General features: G+C 60.8%; 22 protein-coding genes. 6 read left to right on the top strand and 16 right to left on the bottom strand.

Annotated elements, in window-relative coordinates; translation table 11 throughout:
• Positions 1–1,038, top strand: coding sequence for an AraC family transcriptional regulator (locus AAEZ06_RS26085; RefSeq protein WP_149412425.1), 1,038 nt, complete (start codon positions 1–3; stop codon positions 1,036–1,038).
• Here AAEZ06_RS26085 and AAEZ06_RS26080 read toward each other — a convergent pair.
• From AAEZ06_RS26080 to AAEZ06_RS26065, 4 genes are all read right to left on the bottom strand, one after another.
• On the bottom strand, positions 1,025–1,912 hold the full coding sequence (locus AAEZ06_RS26080) for a LysR family transcriptional regulator (protein WP_149412426.1): 888 nt from the start codon (positions 1,910–1,912) through the stop codon (positions 1,025–1,027). The two genes, AAEZ06_RS26085 and AAEZ06_RS26080, sit on opposite strands and share 14 nt — an antisense overlap.
• A gap of 186 nt (positions 1,913–2,098) precedes the next feature.
• On the bottom strand, positions 2,099–2,719 hold the full coding sequence (ycaC, locus tag AAEZ06_RS26075; protein ID WP_149412427.1) for an isochorismate family cysteine hydrolase YcaC: 621 nt from the start codon (positions 2,717–2,719) through the stop codon (positions 2,099–2,101).
• A 25-nt stretch (positions 2,720–2,744) separates the two neighbouring features.
• Complete coding sequence (locus AAEZ06_RS26070) at positions 2,745–4,583, bottom strand: amidohydrolase (protein ID WP_350616916.1); 1,839 nt, start codon at positions 4,581–4,583, stop codon at positions 2,745–2,747.
• Entirely contained in the window at positions 4,580–5,176 is a 597-nt protein-coding gene (locus tag AAEZ06_RS26065) for an antibiotic biosynthesis monooxygenase (RefSeq protein ID WP_149412429.1), read from the bottom strand. Before AAEZ06_RS26065 ends, AAEZ06_RS26070 begins: the two co-directional genes overlap by 4 nt.
• A 219-nt stretch (positions 5,177–5,395) precedes the next feature.
• Here AAEZ06_RS26065 and AAEZ06_RS26060 point away from each other — a divergent pair, with 219 nt between their 5' ends.
• On the top strand, positions 5,396–5,824 hold the full coding sequence (locus tag AAEZ06_RS26060; protein ID WP_371923920.1) for a helix-turn-helix domain-containing protein: 429 nt from the start codon (positions 5,396–5,398) through the stop codon (positions 5,822–5,824).
• Positions 5,825–5,941: 117 nt separating this feature from the next.
• Entirely contained in the window at positions 5,942–6,664 is a 723-nt protein-coding gene (locus tag AAEZ06_RS26055; protein ID WP_149412431.1) for a pirin family protein, read from the top strand.
• A gap of 99 nt (positions 6,665–6,763) precedes the next feature.
• Here the strand turns inward: AAEZ06_RS26055 and AAEZ06_RS26050 are convergent, their stop codons facing one another.
• The 12 genes from AAEZ06_RS26050 to AAEZ06_RS25995 all read right to left on the bottom strand — a co-directional run bounded on the left by AAEZ06_RS26050 (position 6,764) and on the right by AAEZ06_RS25995 (position 22,915).
• Positions 6,764–8,383 carry a methyl-accepting chemotaxis protein gene (locus AAEZ06_RS26050; RefSeq protein WP_149412432.1) on the bottom strand — a complete coding sequence of 540 codons (1,620 nt, stop codon included), beginning with the start codon at positions 8,381–8,383 and terminating at the stop codon, positions 6,764–6,766.
• 98 nt (positions 8,384–8,481) lie between these two features.
• On the bottom strand, positions 8,482–9,177 hold the full coding sequence (locus tag AAEZ06_RS26045; protein WP_149412433.1) for an anaerobic ribonucleoside-triphosphate reductase activating protein: 696 nt from the start codon (positions 9,175–9,177) through the stop codon (positions 8,482–8,484).
• Positions 9,174–9,341, bottom strand: a complete 168-nt coding sequence (gene nrdD, locus AAEZ06_RS26040; protein ID WP_133100985.1) for an anaerobic ribonucleoside-triphosphate reductase — start codon at positions 9,339–9,341, stop codon at positions 9,174–9,176. Before nrdD ends, AAEZ06_RS26045 begins: the two co-directional genes overlap by 4 nt.
• 37 nt (positions 9,342–9,378) lie before the next feature.
• On the bottom strand, positions 9,379–11,394 hold the full coding sequence (locus tag AAEZ06_RS26035) for a ribonucleoside triphosphate reductase (RefSeq protein ID WP_149412434.1): 2,016 nt from the start codon (positions 11,392–11,394) through the stop codon (positions 9,379–9,381).
• 130 nt (positions 11,395–11,524) lie between these two features.
• On the bottom strand, positions 11,525–12,511 hold the full coding sequence (moaA, locus tag AAEZ06_RS26030; protein WP_149412435.1) for a GTP 3',8-cyclase MoaA: 987 nt from the start codon (positions 12,509–12,511) through the stop codon (positions 11,525–11,527).
• Position 12,512: 1 nt separating this feature from the next.
• Positions 12,513–13,430, bottom strand: a complete 918-nt coding sequence (locus AAEZ06_RS26025) for a peptidylprolyl isomerase (RefSeq protein WP_149412436.1) — start codon at positions 13,428–13,430, stop codon at positions 12,513–12,515.
• Positions 13,431–13,440: 10 nt separating this feature from the next.
• Complete coding sequence (gene narI, locus AAEZ06_RS26020) at positions 13,441–14,121, bottom strand: respiratory nitrate reductase subunit gamma (RefSeq protein WP_149412437.1); 681 nt, start codon at positions 14,119–14,121, stop codon at positions 13,441–13,443.
• On the bottom strand, positions 14,114–14,869 hold the full coding sequence (gene narJ, locus AAEZ06_RS26015; RefSeq protein ID WP_149412438.1) for a nitrate reductase molybdenum cofactor assembly chaperone: 756 nt from the start codon (positions 14,867–14,869) through the stop codon (positions 14,114–14,116). The genes narI and narJ overlap by 8 nt, the downstream gene beginning before the upstream one ends.
• A gap of 2 nt (positions 14,870–14,871) precedes the next feature.
• Positions 14,872–16,410, bottom strand: coding sequence for a nitrate reductase subunit beta (narH, locus tag AAEZ06_RS26010; RefSeq protein WP_350616910.1), 1,539 nt, complete (start codon positions 16,408–16,410; stop codon positions 14,872–14,874).
• A 1-nt stretch (position 16,411) separates the two neighbouring features.
• The gene (locus AAEZ06_RS26005; protein ID WP_149412440.1) at positions 16,412–20,185 is read right to left on the bottom strand and encodes a nitrate reductase subunit alpha; all 3,774 of its coding nucleotides are present in this window, start codon (positions 20,183–20,185) and stop codon (positions 16,412–16,414) included.
• 67 nt (positions 20,186–20,252) lie between these two features.
• Positions 20,253–21,650, bottom strand: a complete 1,398-nt coding sequence (locus AAEZ06_RS26000; protein WP_149412441.1) for a NarK family nitrate/nitrite MFS transporter — start codon at positions 21,648–21,650, stop codon at positions 20,253–20,255.
• A 2-nt stretch (positions 21,651–21,652) separates the two neighbouring features.
• Positions 21,653–22,915, bottom strand: coding sequence for an MFS transporter (locus AAEZ06_RS25995; protein ID WP_149412442.1), 1,263 nt, complete (start codon positions 22,913–22,915; stop codon positions 21,653–21,655).
• 311 nt (positions 22,916–23,226) lie between these two features.
• Here AAEZ06_RS25995 and AAEZ06_RS25990 point away from each other — a divergent pair, with 311 nt between their 5' ends.
• From AAEZ06_RS25990 to AAEZ06_RS25980, 3 genes are all read left to right on the top strand, one after another.
• Positions 23,227–25,029, top strand: a complete 1,803-nt coding sequence (locus tag AAEZ06_RS25990) for a HAMP domain-containing protein (protein ID WP_149412443.1) — start codon at positions 23,227–23,229, stop codon at positions 25,027–25,029.
• Entirely contained in the window at positions 25,026–25,673 is a 648-nt protein-coding gene (narL, locus tag AAEZ06_RS25985; RefSeq protein ID WP_149412444.1) for a two-component system response regulator NarL, read from the top strand. Before AAEZ06_RS25990 ends, narL begins: the two co-directional genes overlap by 4 nt.
• A gap of 156 nt (positions 25,674–25,829) precedes the next feature.
• Entirely contained in the window at positions 25,830–26,510 is a 681-nt protein-coding gene (locus AAEZ06_RS25980; RefSeq protein ID WP_149412445.1) for a Crp/Fnr family transcriptional regulator, read from the top strand.
• The last annotated feature ends 110 nt before the right edge of the window (positions 26,511–26,620 follow it).

Here is a 26,620-nt window from a genome sequence, read left to right as displayed (position 1 = left end):
ATGACCCTGAAAACCAGGTGGTACGAAGCCGATAGCCGCTTCATTGCCGGGCACTATCAACCGGCGACCCTGATCGATCTGGCGCTGTCCAGGGATATCGACAGCCATCGCCTGTTGCGGGGTACCGGGCTGTTTCACGACGACATCCTGGCAGGCGACACACGCCTGAGCCCCCAGCAGTTTTTTGCCCTGATCGGCAACAGCAGGCGCCTGCTGGACGCCGATGACAGTAGCTTCCTGTTCGGCCAACGGCTGTTACCCGGACATTACGGCGCGGCCAGCCATGCCCTGGGCCACGCGCAAAACTTGCATCAGGCCCTCGACACACTGGTGCAGCAGCAGGTGCTGCTCAGCCCGCTGGTAACGCCGCAATTGGTGCTCGATGAGCACCACGCCTACGTGTACTGGCTGGACAGTTGCGGGGCCGGCGAGCACTGGCGTTTTTTGCTGGAAGCCAGCATGACGTCACTGATCGCCATGAGCCAATGGCTCAGCGGCCGACGCCTGCCGTGGGAGTGCAGTTTCAGCCATGCCGAGCCGCGTTACGTCGAACAGTATTGGGTACACTTGGGGGAGCAGACGCGCTTCCAGCGCCCGCTGGATATGATGCGCATCAAGCGGGAGTTTCTGACCCAAGCCTGGCCCGGTGCTTCGGCCACTGCCGGTCAGGTCGCCCGCCAGCAAGCCCGGGAACAGATTGAACAATTGGGGTTTGAAGCCAGCTTTCTCGACTGCCTCTACGACTACCTGCACACCCACGTGCGCCAGCCGCCGAGCCTGGAACAGGCGGCCCAGGCCTTCGCCATGAGCCCGGCCACACTCAAACGCAAGCTGCATAAACACGACACCGGTTTTCAGCAACAGGTGGACCGAGTACGCAAGTCCGTGGCGCTGCACCTTTATCAGGTCAAAGGCCTGAGCAACGATGAAGTGGCGGCGTATTTGAACTTCAACGATGCAGCGAACTTTCGTCGTTCGTTCAAGCGCTGGACCGGCAGCACGCCCAACCTGATCCGACAGTTGTTCAGCAGCCGCTAGCCAACTGTTCCCGCAAAAACTCGATCAGCGCTTGCACCGGCCGCGAGCGTTGGCGATGCTGAGGGTATACCGCCGACAAGGTCAGGGGTTCGGGTGCGAAATCGTCCAACACCGTTTGCAGACGACCGTCCTGCAAGGCCTCGTCAACAATGAAAGTCGGCAGGTAGGTGATGCCTAACCCGGCGATGGCGGCTTCGCGCAGTAACTCGCCATTGTTGCCACGCAGGCGCCCGTTGACGTTGAGTGTCTGTGGCTTGCCCTTGGCCTGGAAGCGCCATTGCACCTGGCGGCCGTGGCCGTAGGGCAGGCATTGGTGGCCGGTCAGGTCTTCGGGGTTGAGGGGCGTGCCGCGCAGGGCCAAATAGTCGGGACTGGCGCAGTAAACACGCTGGACGCTGGCGATGCGGCGGGCAATCAGGGTCGAGTCTTCCAGGGTGCCGATGCGCAGCACCAGGTCGTAGCCTTCACTGATCACATCCACCGGCCGGTCGCTCAAATCCACTTCCACCGACACGTGGGGATGACGCTGCAAAAACAGCGGCAACAGGCTGCTCAGATGGGCCATGGCAAATGACAACGGCGCACTCAGGCGCAAGGTGCCACGAGGTTCGTTGTTCTGCCCGGCGATGCCCTGCTCCACTTGCTCGACTTCACTAAGCAGGCGCAAGGCGGATTCGTAGTAACTCTGGCCCAGGGGCGTGACATCCAGGCGGCGGGTGGAGCGATTGAGCAAGCGCACCCCCAGGCGTTCTTCGAGCTGAATCAGGCGGCGGCTGACGAATTGTTTGGATAAGCCCAATTGCTCGGCGGCGGCGGTGAAACTGCCGGAGTCCATGACCTGGCAAAAGATGCGCATGTCTTCGAAGGGGTTCATTGGCACTTCTCGGTGAATAGTGTGGCGAGGGGGCTGGCCCCGCGTTGGGCTGCGCAGCAACCCCAGCGAAATGATCGCGGTGTTTCCCAAAGAACACCAGCGTCAGTTATGGGGCTGCGGCGCAGCCCAACGCGGGGCAAGCCCGCTCGCCACAACAAGCTCGCCCCTACAGAGGGGCGGCAGGGCTTACTTGTTGGCCGTCAACACCGAGTAACTGTTCATCAAGTTGCGGTAGTTGGGAATGCGCGGCGACAGCAGGTTGGCCAGGCCTTCCATATCGTTGCGCCAGTCCACTTGCAGCTCGCAGGCCACCGAGAACCAGTTCACCAGTTGTGCACCGGCCGCCGCCATGCGCGCCCAGGCCGCCTGTTGCACGGTTTCATTGAAGGTGCCCGAGGCATCGGTGACCACAAATACTTCAAAGCCTTCAGCCAGCGCCGACAGGGTCGGGAAGGTCACGCACACGTCGGTTACCACACCGGCGATGATCAGTTGCTTGCGGCCGGTGGCTTTCACCGCCTTGACGAAGTCTTCGTTGTCCCAGGCATTGATCTGGCCGGGACGCGGGATGTACGGCGCATCCGGGAACAGCTCTTTCAACTCGGGCACCATCGGGCCGTTGGGGCCGTTTTCGAAGCTGGTGGTGAGGATGGTGGGCAGCTTGAAGAACTTGGCCACGTCGGCCAGGGCCAGAACGTTGTTCTTGAATTCGTTGGGGGAGAAATCCTGCACCAGGGAGATCAGGCCGGTCTGGTGATCCACCAACAGGACCACTGCGTCGTCTTTGTTCAAGCGTTTGTAAGTCATGGGTAGCTCCTTTGGGGTTGTTTATTTAGAAAGCAAAACACGAGCAGCCAAACGCGCCCCAGAACCCCTGGAAGTCGCTGACTGGCACTTTTGAAAGCCGTGCCCGTTCATGGCTGTGGGAGTGCACCGCACACGGGCCGCTACATTGGTGGACCTGGGCCTGCAACGATGAGGTCGGTCGCCAATGGCCCGGGACCTTGACCACTGGCGACCAGTCCGGCAACACCGGTACGCTGGGCGGTGCGACGTCTTCAAAATCGCCGGCACCGTAGACCACCTTGCCACCGACCACGGTCAGTACCGACTCGATCCACTTGATGGCTTCTTCGTCGACACTGAAAAAATCCGCCGACAACGCAGCCACATCCGCCAGTTGCCCGACCTTGATCTGGCCCTTCTTACCTTGCTCGGACGAGAACCAGGCGCTGCCGTGGGTAAACAGTTCCAGTGCGGTGAGGCGCGGCAGGCCTTCGGCGTGCAGCTCCAGGCCACCGACAGTGCGACCGCTCACCATCCAGTACAGCGAGGTCCAGGGGTTGTAGCTCGACACCCGCGTGGCGTCGGTACCGGCGCCTACCGGCACGCCTTCGGCGAGCATGCGCTTGATCGGCGGCGTCGCCTCGGCAGCCTTGGCGCCGTAACGTTCGACAAAGTACTCGCCCTGAAATGCCATGCGGTCCTGGATCGCAATACCGCCGCCCAACGTCCGTACACGCTCGATGTTTTTCGGGGTGATGGTTTCGGCGTGGTCGAAGAACCACGGCAGTCCATTGAACGGGATGTCCCGATTGACCTTTTCGAACACGTCGAGCATCCGCGAGATCGACTCATCGTAGGTCGCATGCATGCGAAACGGCCAGCGCTGCTCCACCAGATGGCGCACCACCGGTTCCAGTTCCTGCTCCATGGTCAGCGGCAGGTCCGGGCGTGGTTCGAGGAAGTCTTCGAAGTCTGCCGCCGAGAACACCAGCATCTCGCCGGCACCGTTGTGGCGCAGATAGTCGTCGCCCTGGTGCAGGGCGACGCTGGCGCTCCAGTGCTTGAAGTCGCTGAGTTCTTCCTTGGGCTTTTGGGTGAACAGGTTGTAGGCGATGCGCACCGTCAACTGTTCATCCCTGGCCAACTGCTCGATCACCGCGTAGTCATCGGGGTAGTTCTGGAAACCACCACCGGCGTCGATGGCACTGGTCAGGCCGAGGCGGTTGAGTTCACGCATGAACTGGCGGGTGGAGTTGACCTGGTATTCCAGGGGCAGTTTCGGCCCCTTGGCCAAGGTCGAATAAAGAATCATCGCGTTGGGCCGCGCCACCAGCATGCCCGTGGGGTTGCCGTTGCTGTCGCGGACAATCTCGCCGCCGGGCGGGTTCGGCGTGTCCTTGGTGTAGCCCGCCACGCGCAGGGCGGCGCGGTTGAGCAAGGCGCGGTCGTACAGGTGGAGCACGAATACGGGGGTGTCGGGGGCGGCCTGGTTGAGTTCTTCCAGGGTGGGCATGCGTTTTTCGGCGAACTGGAATTCGTTCCAGCCGCCCACCACCCGCACCCATTGCGGCGTGGGCGTGCGGTCGGCCTGGTCCTTGAGCATGCGCAGGGCATCGGCCAGGGACGGCACGCCTTCCCAGCGCAGTTCAAGGTTGTAATTCAGGCCACCACGGATCAGGTGCAGGTGCGAGTCGTTGAGACCGGGGATGACGGTGCGGCCCTTGAGGTCGATGACTTGCGTGCCACTGCCACGCAGGGCCATGGCCTCGCCGTCAGTGCCCACGGCGACAAAGCGCCCCTGGCTGATGGCGACCGCCGTGGCCCGCGGGCTTTCACGGTCCACGGTGTGGAATTGGCCATTGAACAGAATCAGGTCGGCGTTCATAGGGTTTCCTTTACAGAGGCTTCAAGCCAGGGGGCGAACAGGCGGGTCGCCGCCGGCATCAACAAATAGACCACCAGCAGGACGATGGTCAGGGTGACCAGGAAGGTGGCGACCAGGTAGTTGGATAAAAACGGATGGAGGCGCAGCACCGGCCCCCAAAGCAACGGGATCACCAAGGTCAGCGGCAGGATCACCAATAGCGTGACCACCGCTTGCTTGCAGCGCGGCGGCTTGGCAGCACTGTCGGACAGGGGCGAGAACCAGAATTCATTGACTGCGCCAACTTCGGTCTGGTCGCCGTCGGCCAGCATCGGCGTGGCTTCGTTGATCAGCTCCTGGCGTTGCGGGGAGTCCAGCCAGAGTTCCAGGTCAGCGGTGGAGCGGTAGCGCAGTACACAGGTGAACAGCGCCAGGCCGCCCTGTTTGCCACGTACCACATCAACACCGAGGTGGCCGGCGCGCTCACCGGCGATGCGCACGATGCGCCGCAACCAGGCTTCATAGTCGGCCTCGCGACCTGGCTTGATGCGGTGCTTGACCACCAGGGTCACAACTTCGTCCGACACAGGTGTCGCTTGCAATGCTGGGTCCATTGGACCCTCCCCTGGATGCTTGAACGATGTGCCAGTGTGCAATGGCTTTATGACGAAAAATTGTATGTATGTGCTGCGCACGGAAGATCGCTGCTGCGGTCTACACTGGGCTTTCACTCACCGGAACAGGTGTTTAAGCAAGATCCCATCGACCACGGATACTGACTCATGGCCCGACCAGAGCAATGCGTTTTACCCAAGGACGGTAGCCCTCTGCCGATGAGCGCAACCACAGAGACCGGAGCGCTGTGCGCCCGCCGCGAGCGCATGGTCAAGCAATTGATCCTCGCCAACCTCACGCAAAACCTGGACCTGACGGAACTGGCCCGTGCCTGTGCGCTGTCCAGAAGTCATTTCTCCCGCGCCTTCAAGTGCGCCACGGGCTTGGCGCCCCGTGAATGGATTCGCCAACAGCGCATCAAGCGGGCCAAGGTGCTGATTGCCGCTTCGGGCTTGAACCTGACGCAAATCAGCCAGGAATGTGGCTTCTGCGACCAGGCTCACTTTTGTCACATATTCAGCCGCAGCGAAGGGGTCAACCCGATGACATGGCGTAATCGTCAGCTTGGATACAGGCACCACCTCAGGATAGTGCAGATTTCATATGTGCTCGGACCCGCCGGCGAGGGGCACAAACTGTCAACTTGAAAGAGACAGTTATTCAATTTTCATCTTCTTAATGAATCCATGCATAACCATTAATCTTCTTCTCAACCCTGGAGCCCTGCAATTTCGCAGCCTCGCTCCTCTTGAGGAGAAGACCCCATGCTGACCCTTCGCAACGCTCACGAACGCGGCGCCGCCAACCACGGTTGGTTGAAGTCGTTCCACACCTTTTCGTTCGCCAACTACTGGAACCCCAAGGAGCAGGGCTTTTCCGACCTGCTGGTGATCAACGACGATCGGGTAGCCGCAGGCAAGGGTTTCGGCCAGCATCCGCACCGGGACATGGAGATTTTCTCCTATGTGCTCGAAGGCGCCCTGGAACACAAGGACACCCTGGGCACCGGTTCGGTAATACGCCCTGGCGATGTGCAGTTGATGAGCGCCGGCAGCGGCGTGGCCCACAGTGAGTTCAACCACAGCCAGACCCGCGGCGTGCACTTTCTGCAAATCTGGATCGTGCCGAACGTGGGGGGGGCTGAGCCGCGCTATCAGCAGGAGCATTTCAGCGAGGCGCAGAAACGTGGGCGCCTGCAGTTGATCATCTCCCCTGACGGCGCCGAGGGTTCGCTCAACGTACGCCAGGATGCGCGGGTCTATGCCGGGCTATTCGATGGCAATGAAGCGACCACCCTGGCCCTGGCACCGGAGCGTTACGTCTACGTCCATGTGGCGCGGGGTAGCGTTGAGGTCAACGGCCAGCGGTTGCAGGAAGGCGACGGTGCACGCGTTCGTAATGAGCGGGAAGTCCACCTGAGCCACGGCGAAAACGCCGAGGTGCTGGTGTTTGACCTGCGCCCCAACGAACTGCCTGAAATGCCGTGATGGTGCCGCCGATGGCCCTAGGAATAGGGCCATCGCTGGCGTTGAACGCTTGATGCAGAACCGTGCAACAACGGATATGTACTCAGTAAACCCACAACGTCAAACGCGAAACCGCGCCACTGTCTGGTGCAAATCCCCGGCCATCTGCGCCAGCTCCTGCCCCGCCGTATCCGTATGCCGAGCCCCCAGCAACACCTGCTCCGACAAATTACGAATCCCCACCAGGTTGCGATCCACCTCCCGCGCCACCAACGCCTGCTCCTCCGTCGCGCTGGCGATCATCAGGTTGCGTTCATTGATCTGGGAAATGGAGCGGGTGATTTCTTCCAGCGCCTCACCCGAACGTTGCGCCACGCCCAACGTCGCTTGCACCAACTGGCTACTGCCCTGCATCGCCGTCACCGCCTGTTCGGTATCCTGGCGGATATTGCCAATCATCTGCTCAATCTCCTGGGTCGAGGCCTGGGTGCGATGGGCCAACGCCCGCACTTCATCCGCCACTACCGCAAACCCGCGCCCGGCATCACCGGCCCGGGCCGCTTCGATCGCCGCGTTGAGGGCCAGCAGATTGGTCTGGTCGGCAATGCTGCGGATCACTTCCAGCACACCACTGATGTCCTGCACGCGCCCGGCCAGTTGCTGGATGCGCACCGACGTATCGGTCACGCCCTCGGCCAATGTGTTGATCGAGGCCACTGTTTCCTGGACCTGATCACGGCCACGCTGGGCCGTTTGCGCCGACAGCCGCGAAGCCTCGCTGGTGCTCACTGCATTGCGCGCCACTTCATCCACGGCAGCAGTCATCTCGTTGACCGCCGTGGCCGCCTGTTCAATCTCCATCCCCTGCAACTGCAAGCTGCTGCTCGTCTGGCTGCTGACCGCGCTCAGTTCCTCGGACGAACTGGCAACATGGTCCACCGAAACGGCGATCTGCCGGACCATTTCGTTGAGGCTCTGCTGCATTTGATGCATGTTCATCATCACGCTGCCCTCCAGGCTCGCGCCGAGCGCAACCTCGGTGGTCAAGTCGCCCTGGGCGATCTGGCTCAAGACTCGCGCCGCCTCATCGGGCTCACCACCCAGGGGGCGGGTGACGCTGCGGGTGACAATCACTGCCGCCGCCGCTACCAGGGCCAGGCACAACAGGAATAGCCCGAGCATGTTGCGTCGTGCCTCGCTGTACAAGGACTGCGCCGCCTGTTCACGCTCAGCGAAGATCCGTCCTTGCAGGGCCATCAAGGCATCCAGGTTCTTGAACACCTCCTGCTCCGCTGGCATCACCTTTTGCTTGAGCTGCACCAGCCCCTCTTCCAGTGCCCCCTGGCGGATCAGCGCTTGCACCTGAGTGAAGGCTGCCACGTAGGCTTCACGATGGGTTTTCAAGGCGGCAAAGGCGGCCTTGCCTTCGGGCGCATAGAACAGCGGCTCCAGGGTGGTGAGCGCGTCAGTGATGCGCTGTCGGGTGGTGGCGATAGCTTGCTGGGCCTGTTGATTGTCCTGGTCGATCAGCAAGTCACGGGTGCTGCGGCCGTTATCACGCACACCCGTGGCGATGACCATCAGCGGGGCGATTTTCGGCCAGTCCTGCTGGACGATCAGCACCGATTGCTCCTTGAGGGTGGCCAGGTTGTCGAGTGCGTAAAAAACCATGCCGGCGAGTGCCAGCGGGGCAATGGCAAAACCGACGGCGATGCGTCGGGCGGTGGTTAGTCGAGTCATGTCATAAGCTCCCTGATGAATACCTGCCCAAGAGGCAGCACCTTTGAAAATCCTGTGGGAGGTCAATCACCACGCTTGAAGGGGGTCCGCGAACGGGATCAGCCCCGTAAAACAAATGCCGGAAACAGCTCGCGCATTTTTTCCCATAATTCAGGTAGCAAGGCCTGTGCCGAAACGCTCGGCAATTGTTCATCGAGCATTCTGGCGGTACGCACCAGTTGCACGGCGAAGCGCTTGACGCCACGCTCCTGTAAACGCTGGGCCAACAGCAACAAACGCTGCGGATCGATCAGGTGCCAATGCACCGTGGTGCGGCATTCGTAGTCCACGCCGCTGCGGAGCAACATGTCCAGGCTGCGCCAGTTGGCGGCGCCGCTGCCCTTGACCTGGGTGATCAATTGGCAATCCTCGGCCAGGGCCTTGACGTCGAAACCCACCCAATCAGCATGGACCAACGCATTGGCAAACCCGGCAGGCTTGATCCCGGCACTGTGCAGGCCAATACGAAAGCCCATCTCGCGCACTTCATCCATCGCCCCCGGCAGGCCTTCCTGCAAGGTTGGCTCGCCGCCGCTGAACACCACGGCGTCCAGCAGGTCCTGGCGCCGTTGCAGAAACAACAATACCCGGCGCCAATCCACCTCTTCGCTACCGCGTGGGGGAATCAGGTCCGGGTTATGGCAATAGCGACAGCGCCAGGCACAGCCCTGGCAGAACAGCACGCAAGCGAGCATGCCGGGGTAGTCGAGGGTGGTCAGGGGCACAAGGCCCCCGACCCGTAGGGCTCGACTCATTTGTGCCCGGCCGCAGCCGCGCTTTCCGTGAAGTGCGCACGCTCACGGTGTTCGGACTGTTTGCCAGGGTTGAAGGCCGAGACCGGACGGTGATAACCCATGACCCGGGTCCAGACTTCACAACGTTGACGTTCTAGAACGGGCGATGCCTTGGTGGTACTCATGGTGGTGTTACTCCTAGGGGGGATGGAAAACCGATAGTCAATGCACCGCGCCCTGTTGCTGCTCGCGCAGCAGCAAGACTTCGTCGCACTTGGGACAGAATTCATGTTCGCCATCGAGGTAGCCGTGGACCGGGCAAATCGAGAAGGTCGGCGTCACCGTCAGGTACGGCAGGCGGAATCGCTCCAGAGCCTTGCGCACCAGTTGTTTACAGGCCTGCGTGGAGGAAATCCGCTCGGCCATGTACAGGTGCAACACGGTGCCGCCAGTGTATTTACATTGCAGTTCGTCCTGCAGCTCCAGGGCTTCGAAGGGGTCTTCGGTATAGCCCACTGGTAACTGCGAGGAGTTGGTGTAGTAAGGCGCATCAAGGCTGCCGGCCTGGAGAATGTCCGGGTAGCGCTTGAGGTCTTCCTTGGCAAATCGGTAAGTAGTGCCTTCGGCCGGCGTGGCTTCGAGGTTATAGAGGTGGCCGGTTTCTTCCTGGAAGCGCAGCAGCGTGGCCCGCACATGGTCCAGCAGTTTCAGGGCAAACTGGCGGCCCTGTTCAGTGTGCGTGCCCTGCTCGTCGCCGCTGAAATTGCGCAACATCTCGTGCATGCCATTGAGACCGATGGTGGAGAAGTGATTGCGCAAGGTGCCCAGGTAACGCTTGGTATAGGGATAAAGCCCGGCGTCCATGTGACGCTGGATCACCTTGCGCTTGACCTCCAGACTCTCCATCGCCCATTCCATCAGGGTGTCGAGGCGTTGCAACAGGCCGCTGGTATCGCCCTTGAACAGATACCCCAGGCGTGCGCAGTTGATGGTCACCACCCCCAGCGAGCCGGTCTGCTCCGCCGAACCGAACAGGCCACCGCCGCGCTTGAGCAGCTCGCGCACGTCCAGTTGCAGGCGGCAGCACATGGAGCGCACCTGATTGGGTTGCATATCGGAATTGAGGAAGTTCTGGAAATACGGCAGGCCGTAACGGGCGGTCATCTCGAACAGCAGGTCAGCATTTTCGCTGTCCCAGGGGAAATCGTGGGTGATGTTGTAGGTGGGAATCGGGAAGGTAAACACCCGGCCTTTCACATCGCCCTCCTGCATCACTTCAATGTAGGCGCGGTTGATCAGCTCCATCTCGGCCTGCAGGTCGCCATAGGCAAAAGGCATTTCTTCGCCGCCGATGATCGGGATCTGTTCACGCAAGTCTTCCGGGCACACCCAATCGAAGGTCAGGTTGGTAAACGGTGTCTGGGTACCCCAGCGCGACGGCACGTTGAGGTTGTAGATAAATTCCTGCAACGCCTGTCGGATCTCGGGGTAGCTCAGTTGATCCTTGCGCACATAAGGCGCCAGGTAGGTATCGAAGGAGCTGAACGCCTGGGCGCCGGCCCACTCGTTTTGCAGGGTGCCAAGGAAGTTGACCATCTGCCCCAGGGCGCTGCTCAAATGCTTGGGGGGACCTGCTTCAACCCGACCAGGGACGCCATTGAGGCCTTCATGCAACAAGGTGCGCAGGGACCAGCCGGCGCAATAACCGGCGAGCATGTCCAGGTCATGGATATGCAAGTCCGCCTCGCGGTGGGCGCGGCCGATGGCTTCGCTATAGACCTCGTCCAGCCAATAATTGGCGGTGACCTTGCCCGACACATTGAGCACCAGCCCACCGAGGGAATAGCCCTGGTTGGCATTGGCCTGGACTCGCCAGTCGTCGCGGTCCAGGTACTCGTTCATCGAGGTTGCGACTTCCACCAGGGTCTTGCGATCCCGGCGCAGGCGGCCGTGCTGTTCGCGATAGACGATGTAGGCGCGCATGGAGAAGAAGTAACCGGCGTCCATCAATACCCGTTCGACGCTGTCCTGGACCTGTTCAACATCCAGGCGAGTAACCCCCCGCAGCCGGGCCAGTACGGAGCCGAGCAACAGGTCGACCTCAGCCTCACTGTACTCGCCGGTGGCGTTGCCGGCGGCAATCAGCGCCTGACGGATTTTATCGGCATCAAAGGCAACCAGGCTGCCATCGCGTTTGTGCAACCGGTTACTGACCAAGGGGCTCAGCGTGCTATGCATTGGGAGACTCCAGACACTACATATAGGTGTTTTAAATCTTTAAGACACAACATGCAGTAAGAGTACGGAGAAAAGCACTGGCTGCAATTGACCAGCGTCAAGTTTTCAAAAGCGCATTGAATGATTGTTCTCACCCGCCACTCATGTTCATGAACCGCAAAATCTGCACCTCACCCTCCCCCGTAAAATCATGGCGCAACGGCTTGCCCTTCAACGCCTTCTGCAGCGCCTCAACCAGCGGCCGATCATCCAGCGGGTACCTGCGCACCAAAGCGCGAAAATCCACCGCATTGTCCTGCCCCAAACACAGCAGCAACTGCCCTTCCACCGTCATCCGCACCCGATTGCAGCTGGCGCAGAAGTTATGGGAGTTGGGCGAGATAAAGCCAATGCGCGTCTGCGGATGCCGGGCCAAACGCACATAGCGCGCCGGACCGCCGCTGTTTTCGGTGCTGTCCAGAAGCTCATGCCGGGTGGCGATCAGCGCCCGCACTTCATCGCTGGCACAAAAGGTTTCACCCCTTGAGCGCCCCACATCCCCCAACGGCATCTCTTCGATAAAACTGATGTCGATGCCCTGGTCGATGGCGTACTGGACCAGCGCCGGGACTTCATCGAAGTTGCGCCCTTTCATTACCACGCAGTTGAGCTTGACCCGCTCAAACCCCGCATCCCGCGCGGCCTCAATACCGTCGAGCACCTGCCGCAGGTTGCCGTTGCGGGTGATCGCACGAAACCGCTCCTCATCCAGGCTATCGAGGCTGATGTTCATGCGCTTGACGCCGGCCTCCACCAATGGCCGGGCCAGGCGCCCCAGTTGCGAGCCGTTGCTGGTCATCACCAGTTCCCGCAGGCCGGGCAAGGCGGCGATGTTGCGGCACAGCTCGACAATGCCCGGTCGAATCAGCGGTTCGCCACCGGTCAGGCGGATCTTGCGTACTCCCTGGCCGACGAACAGAGCCGCCAGCCGATGCAATTCCTCAAGGGTCAGTACCTGCTGGCGCGGCAGGAACGTCATGTTTTTCGCCATGCAATACACACAGCGAAAATCACAACGGTCAGTCACCGACAACCGCAGGTAATCAATGGAGCGGCCCACACCATCCACCAGGCTCATGTCACTGCACCAACGGAGAGTCGGCGCCCTGCAAGGCGATACCGCGTACATCCGCCGCACCAATCAGGGTTTGCAGGTATTGCACCAACGCCTTCTGCCACACCCCTTGCTGCAGTTGGGTGCGAATAGCGACCGCCACCGCTTCGTAAGGCAACGGCTGGCCTTCGATGCGCTGGTCGACGCTGATGACGTGCCAGCCATAGCGACTTTCCAGCGGTTTGCTGGCGATGCCCGGCGCCAGGGTGAACAACTGGCGCTCCAGTTCCGGCACAGTCTGGCCCTTGCTGACTTGGCCCAACGAACCACCCTGAGCTTTTGATGGGCAGGCCGAATATTTGAGGGCCAGTTCGGCAAAGCTGCCGGGGGCTGCTTCCAGGCTCAGCAACAACACCTCGGCCTGGGAGTGCGCCAAATGGCGCGCTTCGGCGTCGTCCGGCGCGCATTCCAGCAGGATATGCCGCACCGCCAACAACGGCGCGCTGTGAAAGCGCCCGCGATTGCTCTCAAAGTAGTGCAGGCAGGTGGCCTCGTCGCAATCGGGCACCTTGACCTCCTGTTCCAGCAACATACGGGTGGCCGCTTCCTCTTCGTTCTCGCCGGCACCCACGTCCAGCAGCAGTCCCAGTTCGCGAATCCGCTGCTGCAACAGCTCGCGGATCACCAGGGCCCGGGCGGCAAGGAACACCGCCTCTTCACGGCTTTGCGCTGGATGATATTGCAGTTCCTGAGCCATCGCCTCCGGGGTGACGGGCACCCCGTTGACGCTGACGATTGGCCATTCCTGTTCACTGCTGGCGATCAACTCTGCCGCTTGGGGCTCAACCTCCAGCGGTGCCTGAACCTCGATTACCGGCTCCTTGGCCGACGATCCGCAACCGCCGCCGCCACCATTGCCACCACATCCGCATCCAGTAGTCATGACGATCTCCTCAGTACTTCTGCCGAACGATTTGATAACGACGACCCAGGTACCAGATCGGCGCGCTGACCATATGCACCAGACGGGTAAACGGGAACAGTACAAACAGCGTCAAGCCCAACGCCACGTGGGCCTTGTAGATCAGGCTCACCGGGGCAATCGCCGCTGCAGCTTCCACCGGCCGCAGCAACACCACGTTCTGCGCCCAGTCAGCGAGCATCACCATGACCGAACCGTCCATGTGGCCGGTGGAGGCAACGATAGTCAGCAAACCAAGAAGCAACTGCGCCAGCAGCACCAACAAAATCATGATGTCCGACGGGCTCGATGTCGCACGAACACGCGGGTCACCCAGGCGGCGCTTGACCAGCATCAGCAAGCCCACCAGGCACAGCAGGCCAAAGAAGCCACCGGAGACCATCGCCAGCAACTGCTTGTTCTCGGTACTGATCACATGGTGGTAGATCGATGCCGGCGTCAGCAGCCCGACAAAGTGTCCGGCCAGCACAAACAGCACGCCGATATGGAAGAAGTTGCTCGCCACGCGCATGCCACGGTTGTTGAGCATTTGGCTGGAGCCGGCCTTCCAGGTGTACTGGGACAGGTCAAAGCGCGCCCAACTGCCCAACAGGCAGATCGCCAGGGCGACGTAGGGGTAAACCCCAAATACCAGCAAATTCCACTTAGACATTACCCGCCTCCTTGGCTGGCGCGGCGGCCAGCCCTTCGTGCTGAAAATCCACCCAGTGCAATGGCACTGCGCTTTCCTCGCGAGCCTTGCCCTGTGCGCTGGGCATCGAGCTGCAACGGTCCTGCTGCTCGGCCTGCATAAAGTCCACGGCCTCCTCTTCCCAGATCTTGTCCAGGGCTTCGAGGGAGTCGTCCCGAGGCTCGGCCGCTACTTGCTCCCGCAACTCGGCAACAGCCTGGTGCGGTTCGGCGCCAGCAATCTGCAGCAGCGCGCGAAAGCAAGCGGCATAGCCGCTCTCGCGTTCGTCCAGGCGTGCCGCCAGCAACGCCAGCAAGTGCGCCACATCTGCCAGGCCCTCGCGGGCCTCGATGTCTTCGCGGGTGGACAAAAACTCCAGGTACAGCGGGATGTAGTCCGGCAGCTCCTTGACGCCGATGGCGAATCCCGCTTCCTCGTACTGGGCCATCATGTCGACCATGGCCTGGCCCCGGTCGCGGGACTCGCCATGGACGTGTTCGAACAACAGCAGTGACAGCGAACGGCCACGGCCAAATAGCGCGCCGTAGTGTTCCTGGCCGTCCATCAAGTCATTGCCGCAGATCAGTTCCAGCAGATCGAACAGCGCGCCGCGCTGCTTGGGGCTGATTTCCCGCGACTCGATGATTGCCCGCTCCAGTTCGTCACGACCGGCCACCAGGGTCTCGGTGGGATAGTCCAGCAGCAACGAAATTACTTTCAGGATGCGCATATTCAATCCTCCCAAATCTGTACGGTTTTCAGCACGTCGCGGCGGTTGGCCTTCTTGGCGCCGAACATGTTGGTATCGGAACTGCCGCTGCAACCGCTGCCAAAGCTGAAGCCACAACCGGAACGCTCGGCGAAGGCATCGCTCATGGCATCTTCACGGTGGGCACTTGGCACCACAAAACGGTCTTCGTAGTTGGCAATCGCCAGGTAGCGGTACATCTCTTCCACTTGGTCCACGCTCAGGCCGACGTCTTCCAGCACTTGCAGGTCCTGTACCCCGTCCACTTGCTGGGAGCGTTTGTAGGCACGCATCGCCAGCAGGCGTTTCAAGGCACGCTTGACCGGTTTTTCATCACCCGCCGTCAACATATTGGCCAGGTAACGCAAAGGGATGCGCAGGCTGTCGACATCCGGGATCACCCCGTTCATGCCCACGGTGCCGGCAGCAGCAGCGTTCTGGATCGGCGACAGCGGCGGCACGTACCAAACCATCGGCAAGGTGCGGTATTCCGGGTGCAGCGGCAGTGCCAGTTTCCAGTCCACGGCCATTTTGTAGACCGGCGAACGCTGGGCCGAGTCGATCACCGACTGCGGCACGCCATCGGCCAGAGCCTGGCGAATCACCGCTGGGTCGTTAGGGTCGAGGAAGATTTCCAGCTGCTTCTCGTACAGGTCATGTTCATTGGCGGTGCTCGCCACTTCGCTGATGCGGTCGGCGTCATACAGCAGCACGCCGAGGTAGCGAATACGACCGACGCAGGTTTCCGCACACACGGTGGGCATGCCGGCTTCGATACGCGGGTAGCAGAAGATGCACTTCTCGGACTTGCCGCTTTTCCAGTTGAAGTAGATCTTTTTGTACGGGCAGCCGCTGATGCACATGCGCCAGCCCCGGCATTTTTCCTGGTCGATCAGGACGATACCGTCTTCTTCACGCTTGTAGATCGCACCGCTCGGGCAGGATGCCGCGCACGCCGGGTTAAGGCAGTGCTCGCACAGGCGAGGCAGGTACATCATGAAAGTGTTCTCATACTCCCCGTAGATGTCGGCCTGGATCTGGTCGAAGTTCTTGTCCTTGCGGCGCTTGGCGAACTCAGTGCCGAGAATTTCTTCCCAGTTTGGGCCCCACTCGATTTTTTCCATACGCTTGCCGGACACCAGCGAACGCGGGCGCGCGGTCGGCTGGTGCTCGCCCAAAGGCGCGGTGTGCAGGTGCTGATAGTCGAAGTCGAACGGCTCGTAGTAGTCGTCCAGGCTCGGCAGGTCGGGGTTGGCGAAGATATTCGCCAGCACCCGGAACTTGCCGCCGATGCGTGGGTTGATCGAGCCATTGGCGTTGCGCACCCAGCCGCCCTTCCACTTGTCCTGGTTTTCCCATTCTTTCGGGTAGCCAATGCCGGGCTTGGATTCAACGTTGTTGAACCAGGCGTATTCCATGCCTTCGCGGCTGGTCCAGACGTTTTTGCAGGTGATCGAGCAGGTGTGGCAGCCGATGCATTTGTCCAGGTTCAGGACCATGCCGATTTGTGAGCGAATCTTCATCTCAGTTCTCCTCGATATCGGTCGGCAATGGACGCGGCAGGTCATCGCCGCTGGAACCGTCGAGCCAATCGACTTTGGACATCTTGCGCACCACGACAAACTCATCGCGGTTGCAACCGACCGTGCCGTAATAGTTGAAACCGTAGGCCTGCTGGGCATAGCCGCCGATCATGTGGGTCGGCTTGAGCACTACGCGGGTCACCGAGTTGTGGTGGCCGCCACGGGTCTTGGTGGTTTCCGAACCGGGCACGTTCACAATCCGTTCCTGGGCGTGGTACATCATCACCATGCCTTCCTTGACCCGCTGGCTAACTACCGCCCGTGCGGTCAGGGCACCGTTGACGTTGAAGCACTCGATCCAGTCGTTGTCCTCGATCCCGGCGCGCTTGGCGTCGATTTCCGAGAGCCAGACAATCGGCCCGCCACGGCTCAAGGTGAGCATCAGCAGGTTGTCGCTGTAAGTGCTGTGGATACCCCACTTCTGGTGCGGCGTAATCCAGTTCAGGACGATTTCAGTCTCGCCGTTGCTGCGCTTGCCCTTCACGCCTTCGATGGTGCGGGTGTTGACCGGTGGCCGGTAGCTCATCAGCTGCTCGCCGAAGGCCTGCATCCACGGGTGATCCTGGTAGAACTGCTGGCGGCCAGTGATGGTGCGCCATGGAATCCCTTCGTGAACGTTGGTGTAGCCGGCGTTGTAGCTGACGTGTTCGTCTTCCAGGCCCGACCAGGTAGGGCTGGAAATAATCTTGCGCGGCTGCGCCTGGATATCGCGGAAGCGAATGGCTTCATGAGCCTTGGAAATCGCCAGGTGGCTGTGGTCGATGCCGGTGAATTCCGACAGCGCCGCCCAGGCTTTCAAGGCGACCTTGCCGTTGGTTTCCGGGGCCAGGGACAGGATCACTTCAGCGGCGTCGATGGCCGTGTCGATTTTTGGCCGACCGTGGCTGATACCAGCGTCATTTTCGTGGTGGTTCAGCTCACCCAGGAACTCGACCTCTTCATCGGTGTTCCAGTTGATGCCTTTGCCGCCGTTGCCGAGTTTTTCCAGCATCGGGCCGAGCGACGAGAACTGCTTGTAGATGTTCGGGTAGTCCCGTTCCACTACGGCCATGTTCGGCGCGTTCTTGCCCGGTTCCGGGGCCACACCGGCACTTTTCCAGTCGGTGCCGCCAAACGGCTGGGCCAGTTCGCCAACGCTGTCATGCATCAACGGCACGGTGACCAAGTCTTGCTCGACACCCAGGTGCCCGACCGACATGGCCGAGAAGGCCTTGGCGATACCCTTGTAGATTTCCCAGTCAGAACGCGATTCCCACGCCGGGTCGATAGCAGCCGACAACGGGTGAATGAACGGGTGCATGTCCGAGGTGTTCATGTCGTCTTTTTCGTACCAGGTTGCGGTCGGCAACACGATGTCGGAATAGACGCAGGTGGAGGACATACGGAAGTCCAACGTGGTCACCAGGTCAAGCTTGCCAATGGCGCCGTCTTCGACCCATTCAGCTTCAGTAGGCTTGCACTCGCTGCTATGGCCGATGTCTTCGTTCATCACGCCGTTCTTGGTGCCCAGCAGGTACTTGAGCATGTACTCGTGGCCCTTGCCCGAGGAGCCCAGCAGGTTGGAGCGCCAGATAAACATGTTGCGCGGGAAGTTCACCGGGCTGTCCGGCTGTTCGCAGGCAAAGCGCAGGGTGCCGTCCTGCCAGGACTTGACCACGTAGTCTTTCGGGTCCATGCCAGCGGCAGCAGCGTCGCGGCAGATATGCAACGGGTTGGTGTTAAGTTGCGGTGCACTAGGCAACCAGCCGGCGCGTTCGGCGCGGATGTTGTAATCGAGCGCGTGTTCCGGGAACTGGGATTTGTCGGCCAATGGCGAGAGCACATCGTGCATGCTCATCTTCTCGTGGCGCCACTGGGAACTGTGGCCGTAGAAGAAGCTGGTGCCGTTCATCTGGCGTGGCGGACGGTTCCAGTCCAGGCCGAAGGCCAGTGGCAACCAGCCGCATTGTGGACGCAGTTTTTCCTGGCCCACGTAGTGAGCCCAACCGCCGCCAGTCTGGCCGACGCAACCGCAGAGCATGAGCATATTGATCAGCCCGCGGTAGTTCATGTCCATGTGGTACCAGTGGTTCATCGCCGCGCCGACGATGATCATCGAGCGCCCCTTGGTCTTGTCGGCGTTGTCGGCAAACTCACGGGCAATCTGGATAGCTTTCTCACGGCTAACGCCAGTGATCTGCTCCTGCCAGGCCGGAGTGCCCGGTACGCTGGCGTCGTCGTAGTCCTTGGCCACGTTGGCGCCGCCCAGGCCACGGTCGATGGCCAGGTTGGCCGCCGACAGGTCGAACACGGTGGCGACTTTGGCGACGCTGCCGTCAGCCAGGGTCACGCTGTGCACCGGCACGCGACGGAACTGCACGGCATCACCGGCCACGTGTTGGAAGTATTCCTGTGCTTCACCGGCAAAATACGGGAAGGCTACTTCGGCGACGTCATCACCGATCAGGCTCAGTTTGAGGTCGATCTCACGACCTTCACCGCCTTCCTTGGGCAGAATGTTCCACTTACCCTTCTCGCCCCAGCGATAGCCGATGGAGCCTTGCGGGGAGACCAGTTCGCCGCTTTCATCGAGGGCGATGGTTTTCCATTCCGGGTTGTTTTCCTGGCCCAGGTTGCCAGTCAGGTCCGAGGCGCGCAGGAAGCGATCCGGTTGGAACCCGGCGCCCGGTGCAAAACCGGTCATGGGCTTGAGCATCACCAGCACCGGCAAGTCAGTAAAGCGCTTGGCGTATTCGGTGAAATAGGCGCTCGGCTTGTCCAGGTGAAATTCTTTGAAGATCACATGGTTGAAGGCCTGGGCCAGCGCGGCGTCGGTACCCTGCTTGGGGTTGAGCCACAGGTCGGTGAGCTTGGCCACTTCCGAATAGTCGGGGGTGATGGCGACGGTCTTGGTGCCCTTGTAGCGCACCTCGGTAAAGAAGTGGGCGTCCGGGGTACGGGTCTGCGGGACGTTGGAACCCCAGGCGATGATGTAGTTGGAGTTGTACCAGTCGGCCGATTCCGGCACGTCGGTCTGCTCGCCCCACACCATCGGCGAGGCCGGTGGCAGGTCGCAGTACCAGTCGTAGAAGCTCAGGCACACGCCGCCGATCAGCGACAGGTAACGTGAACCTGCGGCGTAGCTGACCATCGACATGGCCGGGATCGGCGAGAAGCCGACAATGCGGTCCGGGCCGTATTGCTTGATGGTGTAGACGTTGGAGGCGGCGATGATCTCGTTGACTTCCTCCCAGTTGGAACGGATGAAGCCACCCATGCCGCGCTTGCTCTTGTAGGAGTCGGCCTTGACCTTGTCCTCGACGATGCTGGCCCAGGCCTCAACAGGCGCCAGGGTCAGGCGTGCTTCACGCCACAGCTTGAGCAATGGCTTACGAATTTTCGGGTACTTGAGCCGGTTGGCGCTGTAGATGTACCAGCTGTAGCTGGCACCACGAGGGCAGCCACGGGGCTCATGGTTAGGCAGGTCGTTACGGGTACGCGGGTAGTCGGTCTGCTGGGTTTCCCAGGTGATCAGGCCGTTCTTCACGTAGATCTTCCACGAACACGAGCCGGTGCAGTTCACACCGTGGGTGGAACGCACGATCTTGTCGTACTGCCAGCGGGAACGGTAAACGTTTTCCCAGTCGCGAGACTCCTTGCGGGTCTCGCCGTGGCCGTCGGAGAACTCGTTTTGCTTACGGTTGAAGAACCGCAGTTGATCCAGTAAGTGACTCATGATGCTTTCCTCTCAGGCTTGCTGCGGGGTCTACGCCCCGCCCACGCAAAGGGTGAATTGGGGTCGGCTAGCAGGGGGTCTCGGCACCTTTGCGGGCGTACCACCACCAGGTCACGACGATGCAACTCAGGTAGAAGCCGACAAACATGTAGAAGGCCATCGCCGGGCTGCCGGTGTAAGCCATGGACGAGCCGAAGGTTTTGGGAATAAAGAACGCCCCAAAGGCGCCCATGGCCGAGCTGAAACCGAGCACTGCGGCCGATTCCTTGCTGGCGTTTTTCAGGGCTTGCTCACGCTGTTCGGCGGGTTGGCCGGCGCTGGCTTTTTCATGCTGGGTGCGGAAGATCACCGGGATCATGAGAAAGGTCGAACCGTTGCCGACGCCGGTGGTAATGAACAGCAGCATGAACATGCCGAGGAAGCCGTAGAAGTTGCCGCCCTCGCCGTTCTGCGGCAAAAAGTGCAGCACGCCGAACACCATCACGATCATCAGCACGAAGTTCCACAAGGTCACTCGTGCGCCGCCCAGCTTGTCTGCCAGCCAGCCGCCCAGCGGCCGTACCAGGGCGCCAACCAATGGGCCGAGGAAGGCGAATTTCAAAGCAATCACATCAGGGAATGAGGTTTTGATCAGCAGCGGAAAGGCAGCGGAGAAGCCGATGAACGAACCGAAGGTCGCCAGGTACAACCAGCACATCAGCCAGTTGTGCTTGCGCTTGAAGATCACCGCCTGGTCGCTGAACGAAGCGCGAGCGCTGGACAGGTCATTCATGCCGAACCAGGCGAATACAGTGACGACGATGATGAACGGCACCCAGATAAACCCGGCGTTCTGCAGCCACAACTGGCTGCCGTCTTCCAGAATTTGCGGTTGGCCGCCCATCAGGCCGAACACACCGAAAGTGATCACCAGCGGCACGCAAAACTGCATCACCGACACACCCAGGTTACCCAGGCCGGCATTCAAGCCCAGGGCCGTACCTTGCTGGGACTTGGGGTAGAAGAAGCTGATGTTGGACATGCTGGAGGCGAAGTTGCCGCCACCAAAGCCGCACAACAAGGCGATCAGTACAAACACGCTGTAAGACGTGCTGGGGTCCTGCACCGCAAAACCCATCCACAACGATGGCAGCAGCAGTGAGGCGGTGCTCAGGGCAGTCCAGCGGCGCCCGCCGAAGATCGGCACCATGAACGAGTAGAACACTCGCAAGGTGGCGCCGGACAAGCCTGGCAGCGCTGCCAGCCAGAACAGCTGGTCGGTGGTGAAGCTGAAACCGATGGCGTTCAGACGCACAATCACCGTGCTCCAGACCATCCACACGGCGAAGGCCAACAGCAGTGCTGGAATGGAGATCCACAGGTTACGGGTGGCGGTCTGTTTGCCGCTACGGCCCCAGAACGCCGGGTCTTCAGGGCGCCAGTCGTGGATCACCGGACCCGATTCGGGTTTTTGCAAAAGGGTCATGTTCATTCTCCTTGGAGAGGCTGGGCCGCAGGCGCTTTACCGAGCAGCGGCTGCTTGCGAATTTCGCTGAAGTACATCCAGGTCAAGGACACCCAGACCACGCCGTACATCAACATGAAGCAGGAAGAGCGCACGCCGGTGAGGTCCACCAGAGCGCCAAACATGATCGGCAGCACAAACCCGCCGAGGCCGCCGGCCAGGCCGACAATGCCCGACACCGCACCCATGTTTTGCGGGTAGTCGTTGGCGATGTACTTGAACACCGAGGCCTTGCCAAAGGCGAAGGCGATGCCCATCACGAACAGCAGCACGGTGAACACCGTGGCGTTAAGGCCGATATGGAAATCCAGCGGGCCGTTGACGGTCTGCACTTGCAGTTGGGTTTGCGGGTACGACAGCAGGAACAGGCAGACCCAACTCACCCACAACACCCACCAGGTCACGCTTTGCGCGCCCCAGCGGTCGGACATCCAGCCGCCTACTGCCCGCAGCACACCGCCCGGCAAGGAGAAACAGGCCGCCAGGAGTGCAGCACTTTGCAGGTTGAAGCCGTATTCCTGGACGTAGTACTTGGTCATCCACAACGCCAGGGCCACATAGCCGCCAAAGACAATCGAGTAGTACTGGCAGTAGCGCCACACGGCCGGGTCCTTGAGGCACAGCAACTGCTCGCGCAAGGTGGCGCCACCGGCACTGCGGTGGGCCTTGTTCTCGGCAGTGAGGAACCAGAACAGCAGCGCGGTGATAAACAGGATCGCGCTGAACACCTTTGGCACCAGGTGCCAGGTGCCAAAGGCAATCAAGGCAGGAGCAAGAAACTTGGTCACTGCCGCGCCGGCGTTACCGGCGCCAAATACGCCCATGGCAAAGCCCTGGTTCTCTTTGTCGAACCACTTGGCGACGTAGGCGATGCCCACCGAGAACGAACCACCGGCCAGGCCAACAAACAGCCCCAGCACCAGGAACTGCCAATAGGCAGTTGCGTAGGTGATCAGGTACAGCGGCAGCACGCAGGTCAGCATCAACACGAAGAAGACGATGCGCCCGCCGAAGCGGTCGGTCAGCAGGCCCAGGGGCAGGCGCACCAGGGAACCCGTCAAGACCGGGGTGGCAGCCAGCAGGCCGAATTGGGTTTCGTTGAGTTGCAGCAGTTCCTTGATTGGCACGCCGAGCACGGCGAACATCATCCAGACCATAAAGCACACGGTGAAGGCCAGCGTGCTCATACCCAGCACTAGACCCTGTTTTACGCGCGGTTGAGTCACGGTTTGCGCTCCAGAAAGTTATTCCATGAGCGCAGGTTAGGGGCCACACCCCCGCAGAACTTGACCCAGATCAACGAACGCCTGGGGGGTATTGGCCTATGCTGGGGCCATCTACCTCTAAGGAGGTAGATCCAATAACAAGAGAAAGTCTTTATTTATCAATGGATTGATCTCTTGTGCCGGTGTTTTCCCATGGGAGGGTTTGCCGGCAACTCTTTAGAGGTAGTGCGCCAGGGATTGCGTTTTTTATCCACCATTCCCCGTTTCAGGTGCCGCCATGCTGCCTCTTTCCACCCTTCGATTACACCGTGATGTTTAACTGGCTGCGCAGCTCCCTACCCGCTCGCGCCGGCCTGGCAGTAATCTTGATTGCAGTTCTGGCCCTGGCCAGTTCCCTGAGCGCTGGGCTGATCGCCTGGTTCAGCCAGGGCGATGGCGCCGCGATCAATACCGCCGGCTCCGTGCGCATGGAGACCTACCACCTGAGCTGGAAACTCTCCGACAGCGCCAGCGATGAGGAAATAAAAAAGATCACCCAAAGCCTGCAACGGCGCCTGGACAGCCAGTCCCTCAAGGCGGTGCTGGAAGACGGCCCTAACAGTTCCCTGCAACAGAGCTACCAGCAGATCCAGCAACACTGGAACCTTGAGTTGCGCCCGGCGCTGGAGCGCGGTGACGGGGTATTTTTCCGTGAGCGAGCCCCGGCTTTCGTCGAACGGCTCAACCAGTTCGTCAGCCTGTTGCAGCAACAAAGCGAACATAAACAAAGCTGGCAGCAACTGATCCAGGGCCTGGCGTTGTTCAGCACCCTGATAATCCTGCTGCTGGGCCTTTATGAGTTGCAGTACGGCGTGGTCACGCCCCTGCAGGAATTGGTCGACGCTACCCGGCGCTTTCGCGACGGTGACTACAAGACCCGGGTCAACCACCGCTCTCAGGATGAACTGGGCCAGCTTGCCCTGAGCTTCAACACCCTGGCCGAAACCATCGAAGAGTCCCATCGCACCCTGGAAAGCCAGGTCCAGCAGAAAACCCTCAATCTGCAACAGGCCAACGCGGCCCTCGAATTGCTCTACCAAAGCAGCCGCAGCCTGGCCACGCGCCAGGCCAATGCCGAAGTCCTCGACGAGTTGATCCGCCGCTTCCAGAAACGCCTGCCGGGCCTGCGCCTGTCGCTGTGCCTGAAAGGCCATTTCCTTGCACCGGCCCAGCAGATGCTCGCCCTGCATGGCGAGAACAGCCGCAACATCTGCGCCATCGGCGATTGCGCCACCTGCGAGCGGCATCACGTCGCCCCACCGCAAATGTTCAGCATCAGCAACCAGGGCGCGGAACTGGGGGAGCTCAAGGCACACTTTGTCGACGGCCATCCGCCCCAGGGCTGGGAGAATGAACTGATCCAGGCCCTGGCCAACCTGATCGGCACCTCTCTGTCCCTCAAGCGTCAGCGCGAACAGGATCACCGCCTGTTGCTGCTGGACGAACGCACCATCATCGCTCGGGAACTGCACGATTCCCTGGCCCAGGCCCTGTCTTACATGAAGCTGCAAGTCAGCCGCATGCAAACCTTGCTGCGCCGAGGCGAACCGGTGGAAACCCTGGAAACCGTCACCGGCGAACTGCGCGAAGGCCTGAGCAATGCCTACCGCCAGTTGCGGGAGTTGCTCACCACCTTCCGCCTGCAAATCCACGATGCCGGGCTGGTGCAGGAACTCAAGGACACCGCCGAAGAATTCTCCCGCCGGGGCGAATTCCAGGTGCACCTGCACGTCGATGCCCTGGCCTTCCAACTCTCCGCCAGCGAGCAGATTCACCTACTACAAATCACCCGTGAAGCCCTGTCCAACTGCCTGCGCCACGCCCATGCGCAAAACGCCTGGCTGCAACTGCGCCAGAGCGGCGAAACCGTGACCCTGAGCATCGAAGACGATGGCCGTGGCTTCAGCGGCGCCGTGGACCAGCGCGAACACCACGGCCTGACCATCATGGACGAGCGTGCCCGCAGCCTGCACGGCCAGCTCGATATCTCTTCCCGCGAGCCTCAGGGTACGCGGGTGCAATTGCTGTTCCGCCCGGAATTTCTCGGACAGTCCCTACAAGGTAGCTTTTCATGAACACTCCCCTGCGCCACCACATCCTGCTGGTAGACGACCACCCGATGATGCGCCACGGCATGCGCCAGATGCTGGAACTGGAAGATGACCTGCAGGTAGTCGGCGAAGCCGGCAACGGCGAAGAAGCCCTGGGGCTGATCGAGTCGCTGCAACCGGACCTGGTGCTGCTGGACAACAACATGCCGCAAATGAACGGCCTGGAAACCCTGCGCCGCCTGCGGGCCATGGACTACGCCGGCAAGGTGCTGCTGTTTACCGTGTCCGATGCCGAAGACGACATCCGCGACGCCCTGCGCCTGGATGCCAACGGTTATTTGCTCAAGGACATGGAGCCGGAACTTCTGATCCAGTACATCCGCGACGCCCTCCACGGCGCCCTGGTGATCAGCCCCGGCCTGACCCGCGTCCTCGCCCAGGCCTTGCGTTCACCGCAGCCCCATGCGGCGGTGGAACTGACGGAACGTGAACGCCAGGTGTTGAAGACCATTGCCGGCGGGTACAGCAACAAAGTGATCGGGCACAAGCTGGGGATTACCGAAGGAACGGTGAAGGTGCATGTGAAGAATTTGCTGCACAAACTGGGGTTGCGCTCGCGGGTAGAGGCGGCGGTGTGGGCGATGGAGCATCTGCGTCAGGCTGGATAAATTCGGTCTGAACAAAAGTCACCAAGAAAGTCACCAAGACAGTTGCTGCTACGCGTTGTAGTTGTACATCTAGCCCTGCCTCTTTGGAGGTAGCCCGGTAGAGGCATAGGCCCCGCCAGTGTCACGGCCTACCATGGGCGAGACCGGAGGTACGCCATGCTGACCCACCCATCCATCGTTTTAACCCTGCGCCGCCATCACCTGTTCAGTCAGTTGCCGGAAAAAGTATTCCAGGACGTCTGCACCCTGGCCAACCTCAAACGCCTGCCCGCCCACGCCACGTTGATGCACCAGGGCGATCCCGCCGAGCGGTTTTTCCTGCTGGTGAGCGGCCAGATCAAATTGCACCGGGTCACCGGCGAAGGCCAGGAACACCTGGTGGAAGTCATCCGCCCCGGCCAGACCTTTGCCGAAGCCTTGCTGTTCAGCCAGGCCAAGGCCTATCCGGTGAGCGCCACGGCCCTCAAGGACAGTCTGCTGGTGACCATCGAAGGCCATCACTACCGCAAGGCCCTGGAGGTCCAGCCAAAAATTTGCCTGGCGATCCTGGCGACCATGAGCATTCACCTGCATCAACGACTCAAGGACATCGACACCCTGACCCTGGCGAATGCCAGTCGGCGGGTGATCAACTTTTTGCTCCAGGAACGCGATGCGCTCAGTGGCGATGTGGTGTTGCAGGTGCCCAAGCGGTTGGTGGCGTCGAAACTGGGGATCCAGCCGGAGACGTTTTCCAGAATTCTGCATCGGCTGGTGGATGGCGGGATGATCGAGGTGCAGCGGCGCACGATTCGGATTTTGTGTGAGGAGCAGTTGATGGGGTACCAGGCGGGCTGAGGTTGGGTTGGGTACATATCCGTTATTTTGGTTGGGGCGGATTAGGGTTACGCCCTTACGGCGTGTCACTTTTGAAAAGAGCCCAAAAGTAACCAAAAGGCTCTTGCCCC

The organism is Pseudomonas sp. HY7a-MNA-CIBAN-0227 (assembly GCF_040310325.1).
GTDB lineage: Bacteria > Pseudomonadota > Gammaproteobacteria > Pseudomonadales > Pseudomonadaceae > Aquipseudomonas.
This window is presented reverse-complemented; position numbering and strand designations above follow the sequence as displayed.

Bases quoted from the DNA above. Each gene is read 5' to 3' on its own strand.
- AAEZ06_RS26050 (WP_149412432.1), bottom strand. From the start codon at position 8,383: ATGACTCGACTAACCACCGCCCGACGCATCGCCGTCGGTTTTGCCATT.
- AAEZ06_RS26005 (WP_149412440.1), bottom strand. From the start codon at position 20,185: ATGAGTCACTTACTGGATCAACTGCGGTTCTTCAACCGTAAGCAAAAC.
- narH (WP_350616910.1), bottom strand. From the start codon at position 16,410: ATGAAGATTCGCTCACAAATCGGCATGGTCCTGAACCTGGACAAATGC.
- nrdD (WP_133100985.1), bottom strand. From the start codon at position 9,341: ATGAGTACCACCAAGGCATCGCCCGTTCTAGAACGTCAACGTTGTGAA.
- AAEZ06_RS26025 (WP_149412436.1), bottom strand. From the start codon at position 13,430: ATGACTACTGGATGCGGATGTGGTGGCAATGGTGGCGGCGGCGGTTGC.
- AAEZ06_RS26085 (WP_149412425.1), top strand. From the start codon at position 1: ATGACCCTGAAAACCAGGTGGTACGAAGCCGATAGCCGCTTCATTGCC.
- narL (WP_149412444.1), top strand. From the start codon at position 25,026: ATGAACACTCCCCTGCGCCACCACATCCTGCTGGTAGACGACCACCCG.
- AAEZ06_RS26000 (WP_149412441.1), bottom strand. From the start codon at position 21,650: ATGACCCTTTTGCAAAAACCCGAATCGGGTCCGGTGATCCACGACTGG.
- AAEZ06_RS25980 (WP_149412445.1), top strand. From the start codon at position 25,830: ATGCTGACCCACCCATCCATCGTTTTAACCCTGCGCCGCCATCACCTG.
- AAEZ06_RS26060 (WP_371923920.1), top strand. From the start codon at position 5,396: ATGAGCGCAACCACAGAGACCGGAGCGCTGTGCGCCCGCCGCGAGCGC.
- moaA (WP_149412435.1), bottom strand. From the start codon at position 12,511: ATGAGCCTGGTGGATGGTGTGGGCCGCTCCATTGATTACCTGCGGTTG.
- narJ (WP_149412438.1), bottom strand. From the start codon at position 14,869: ATGCGCATCCTGAAAGTAATTTCGTTGCTGCTGGACTATCCCACCGAG.
- narI (WP_149412437.1), bottom strand. From the start codon at position 14,121: ATGTCTAAGTGGAATTTGCTGGTATTTGGGGTTTACCCCTACGTCGCC.
- ycaC (WP_149412427.1), bottom strand. From the start codon at position 2,719: ATGACTTACAAACGCTTGAACAAAGACGACGCAGTGGTCCTGTTGGTG.
- AAEZ06_RS26055 (WP_149412431.1), top strand. From the start codon at position 5,942: ATGCTGACCCTTCGCAACGCTCACGAACGCGGCGCCGCCAACCACGGT.
- AAEZ06_RS26045 (WP_149412433.1), bottom strand. From the start codon at position 9,177: ATGAGTCGAGCCCTACGGGTCGGGGGCCTTGTGCCCCTGACCACCCTC.
- AAEZ06_RS26080 (WP_149412426.1), bottom strand. From the start codon at position 1,912: ATGAACCCCTTCGAAGACATGCGCATCTTTTGCCAGGTCATGGACTCC.
- AAEZ06_RS25990 (WP_149412443.1), top strand. From the start codon at position 23,227: ATGTTTAACTGGCTGCGCAGCTCCCTACCCGCTCGCGCCGGCCTGGCA.
- AAEZ06_RS26035 (WP_149412434.1), bottom strand. From the start codon at position 11,394: ATGCATAGCACGCTGAGCCCCTTGGTCAGTAACCGGTTGCACAAACGC.
- AAEZ06_RS26065 (WP_149412429.1), bottom strand. From the start codon at position 5,176: ATGGACCCAGCATTGCAAGCGACACCTGTGTCGGACGAAGTTGTGACC.
- AAEZ06_RS26070 (WP_350616916.1), bottom strand. From the start codon at position 4,583: ATGAACGCCGACCTGATTCTGTTCAATGGCCAATTCCACACCGTGGAC.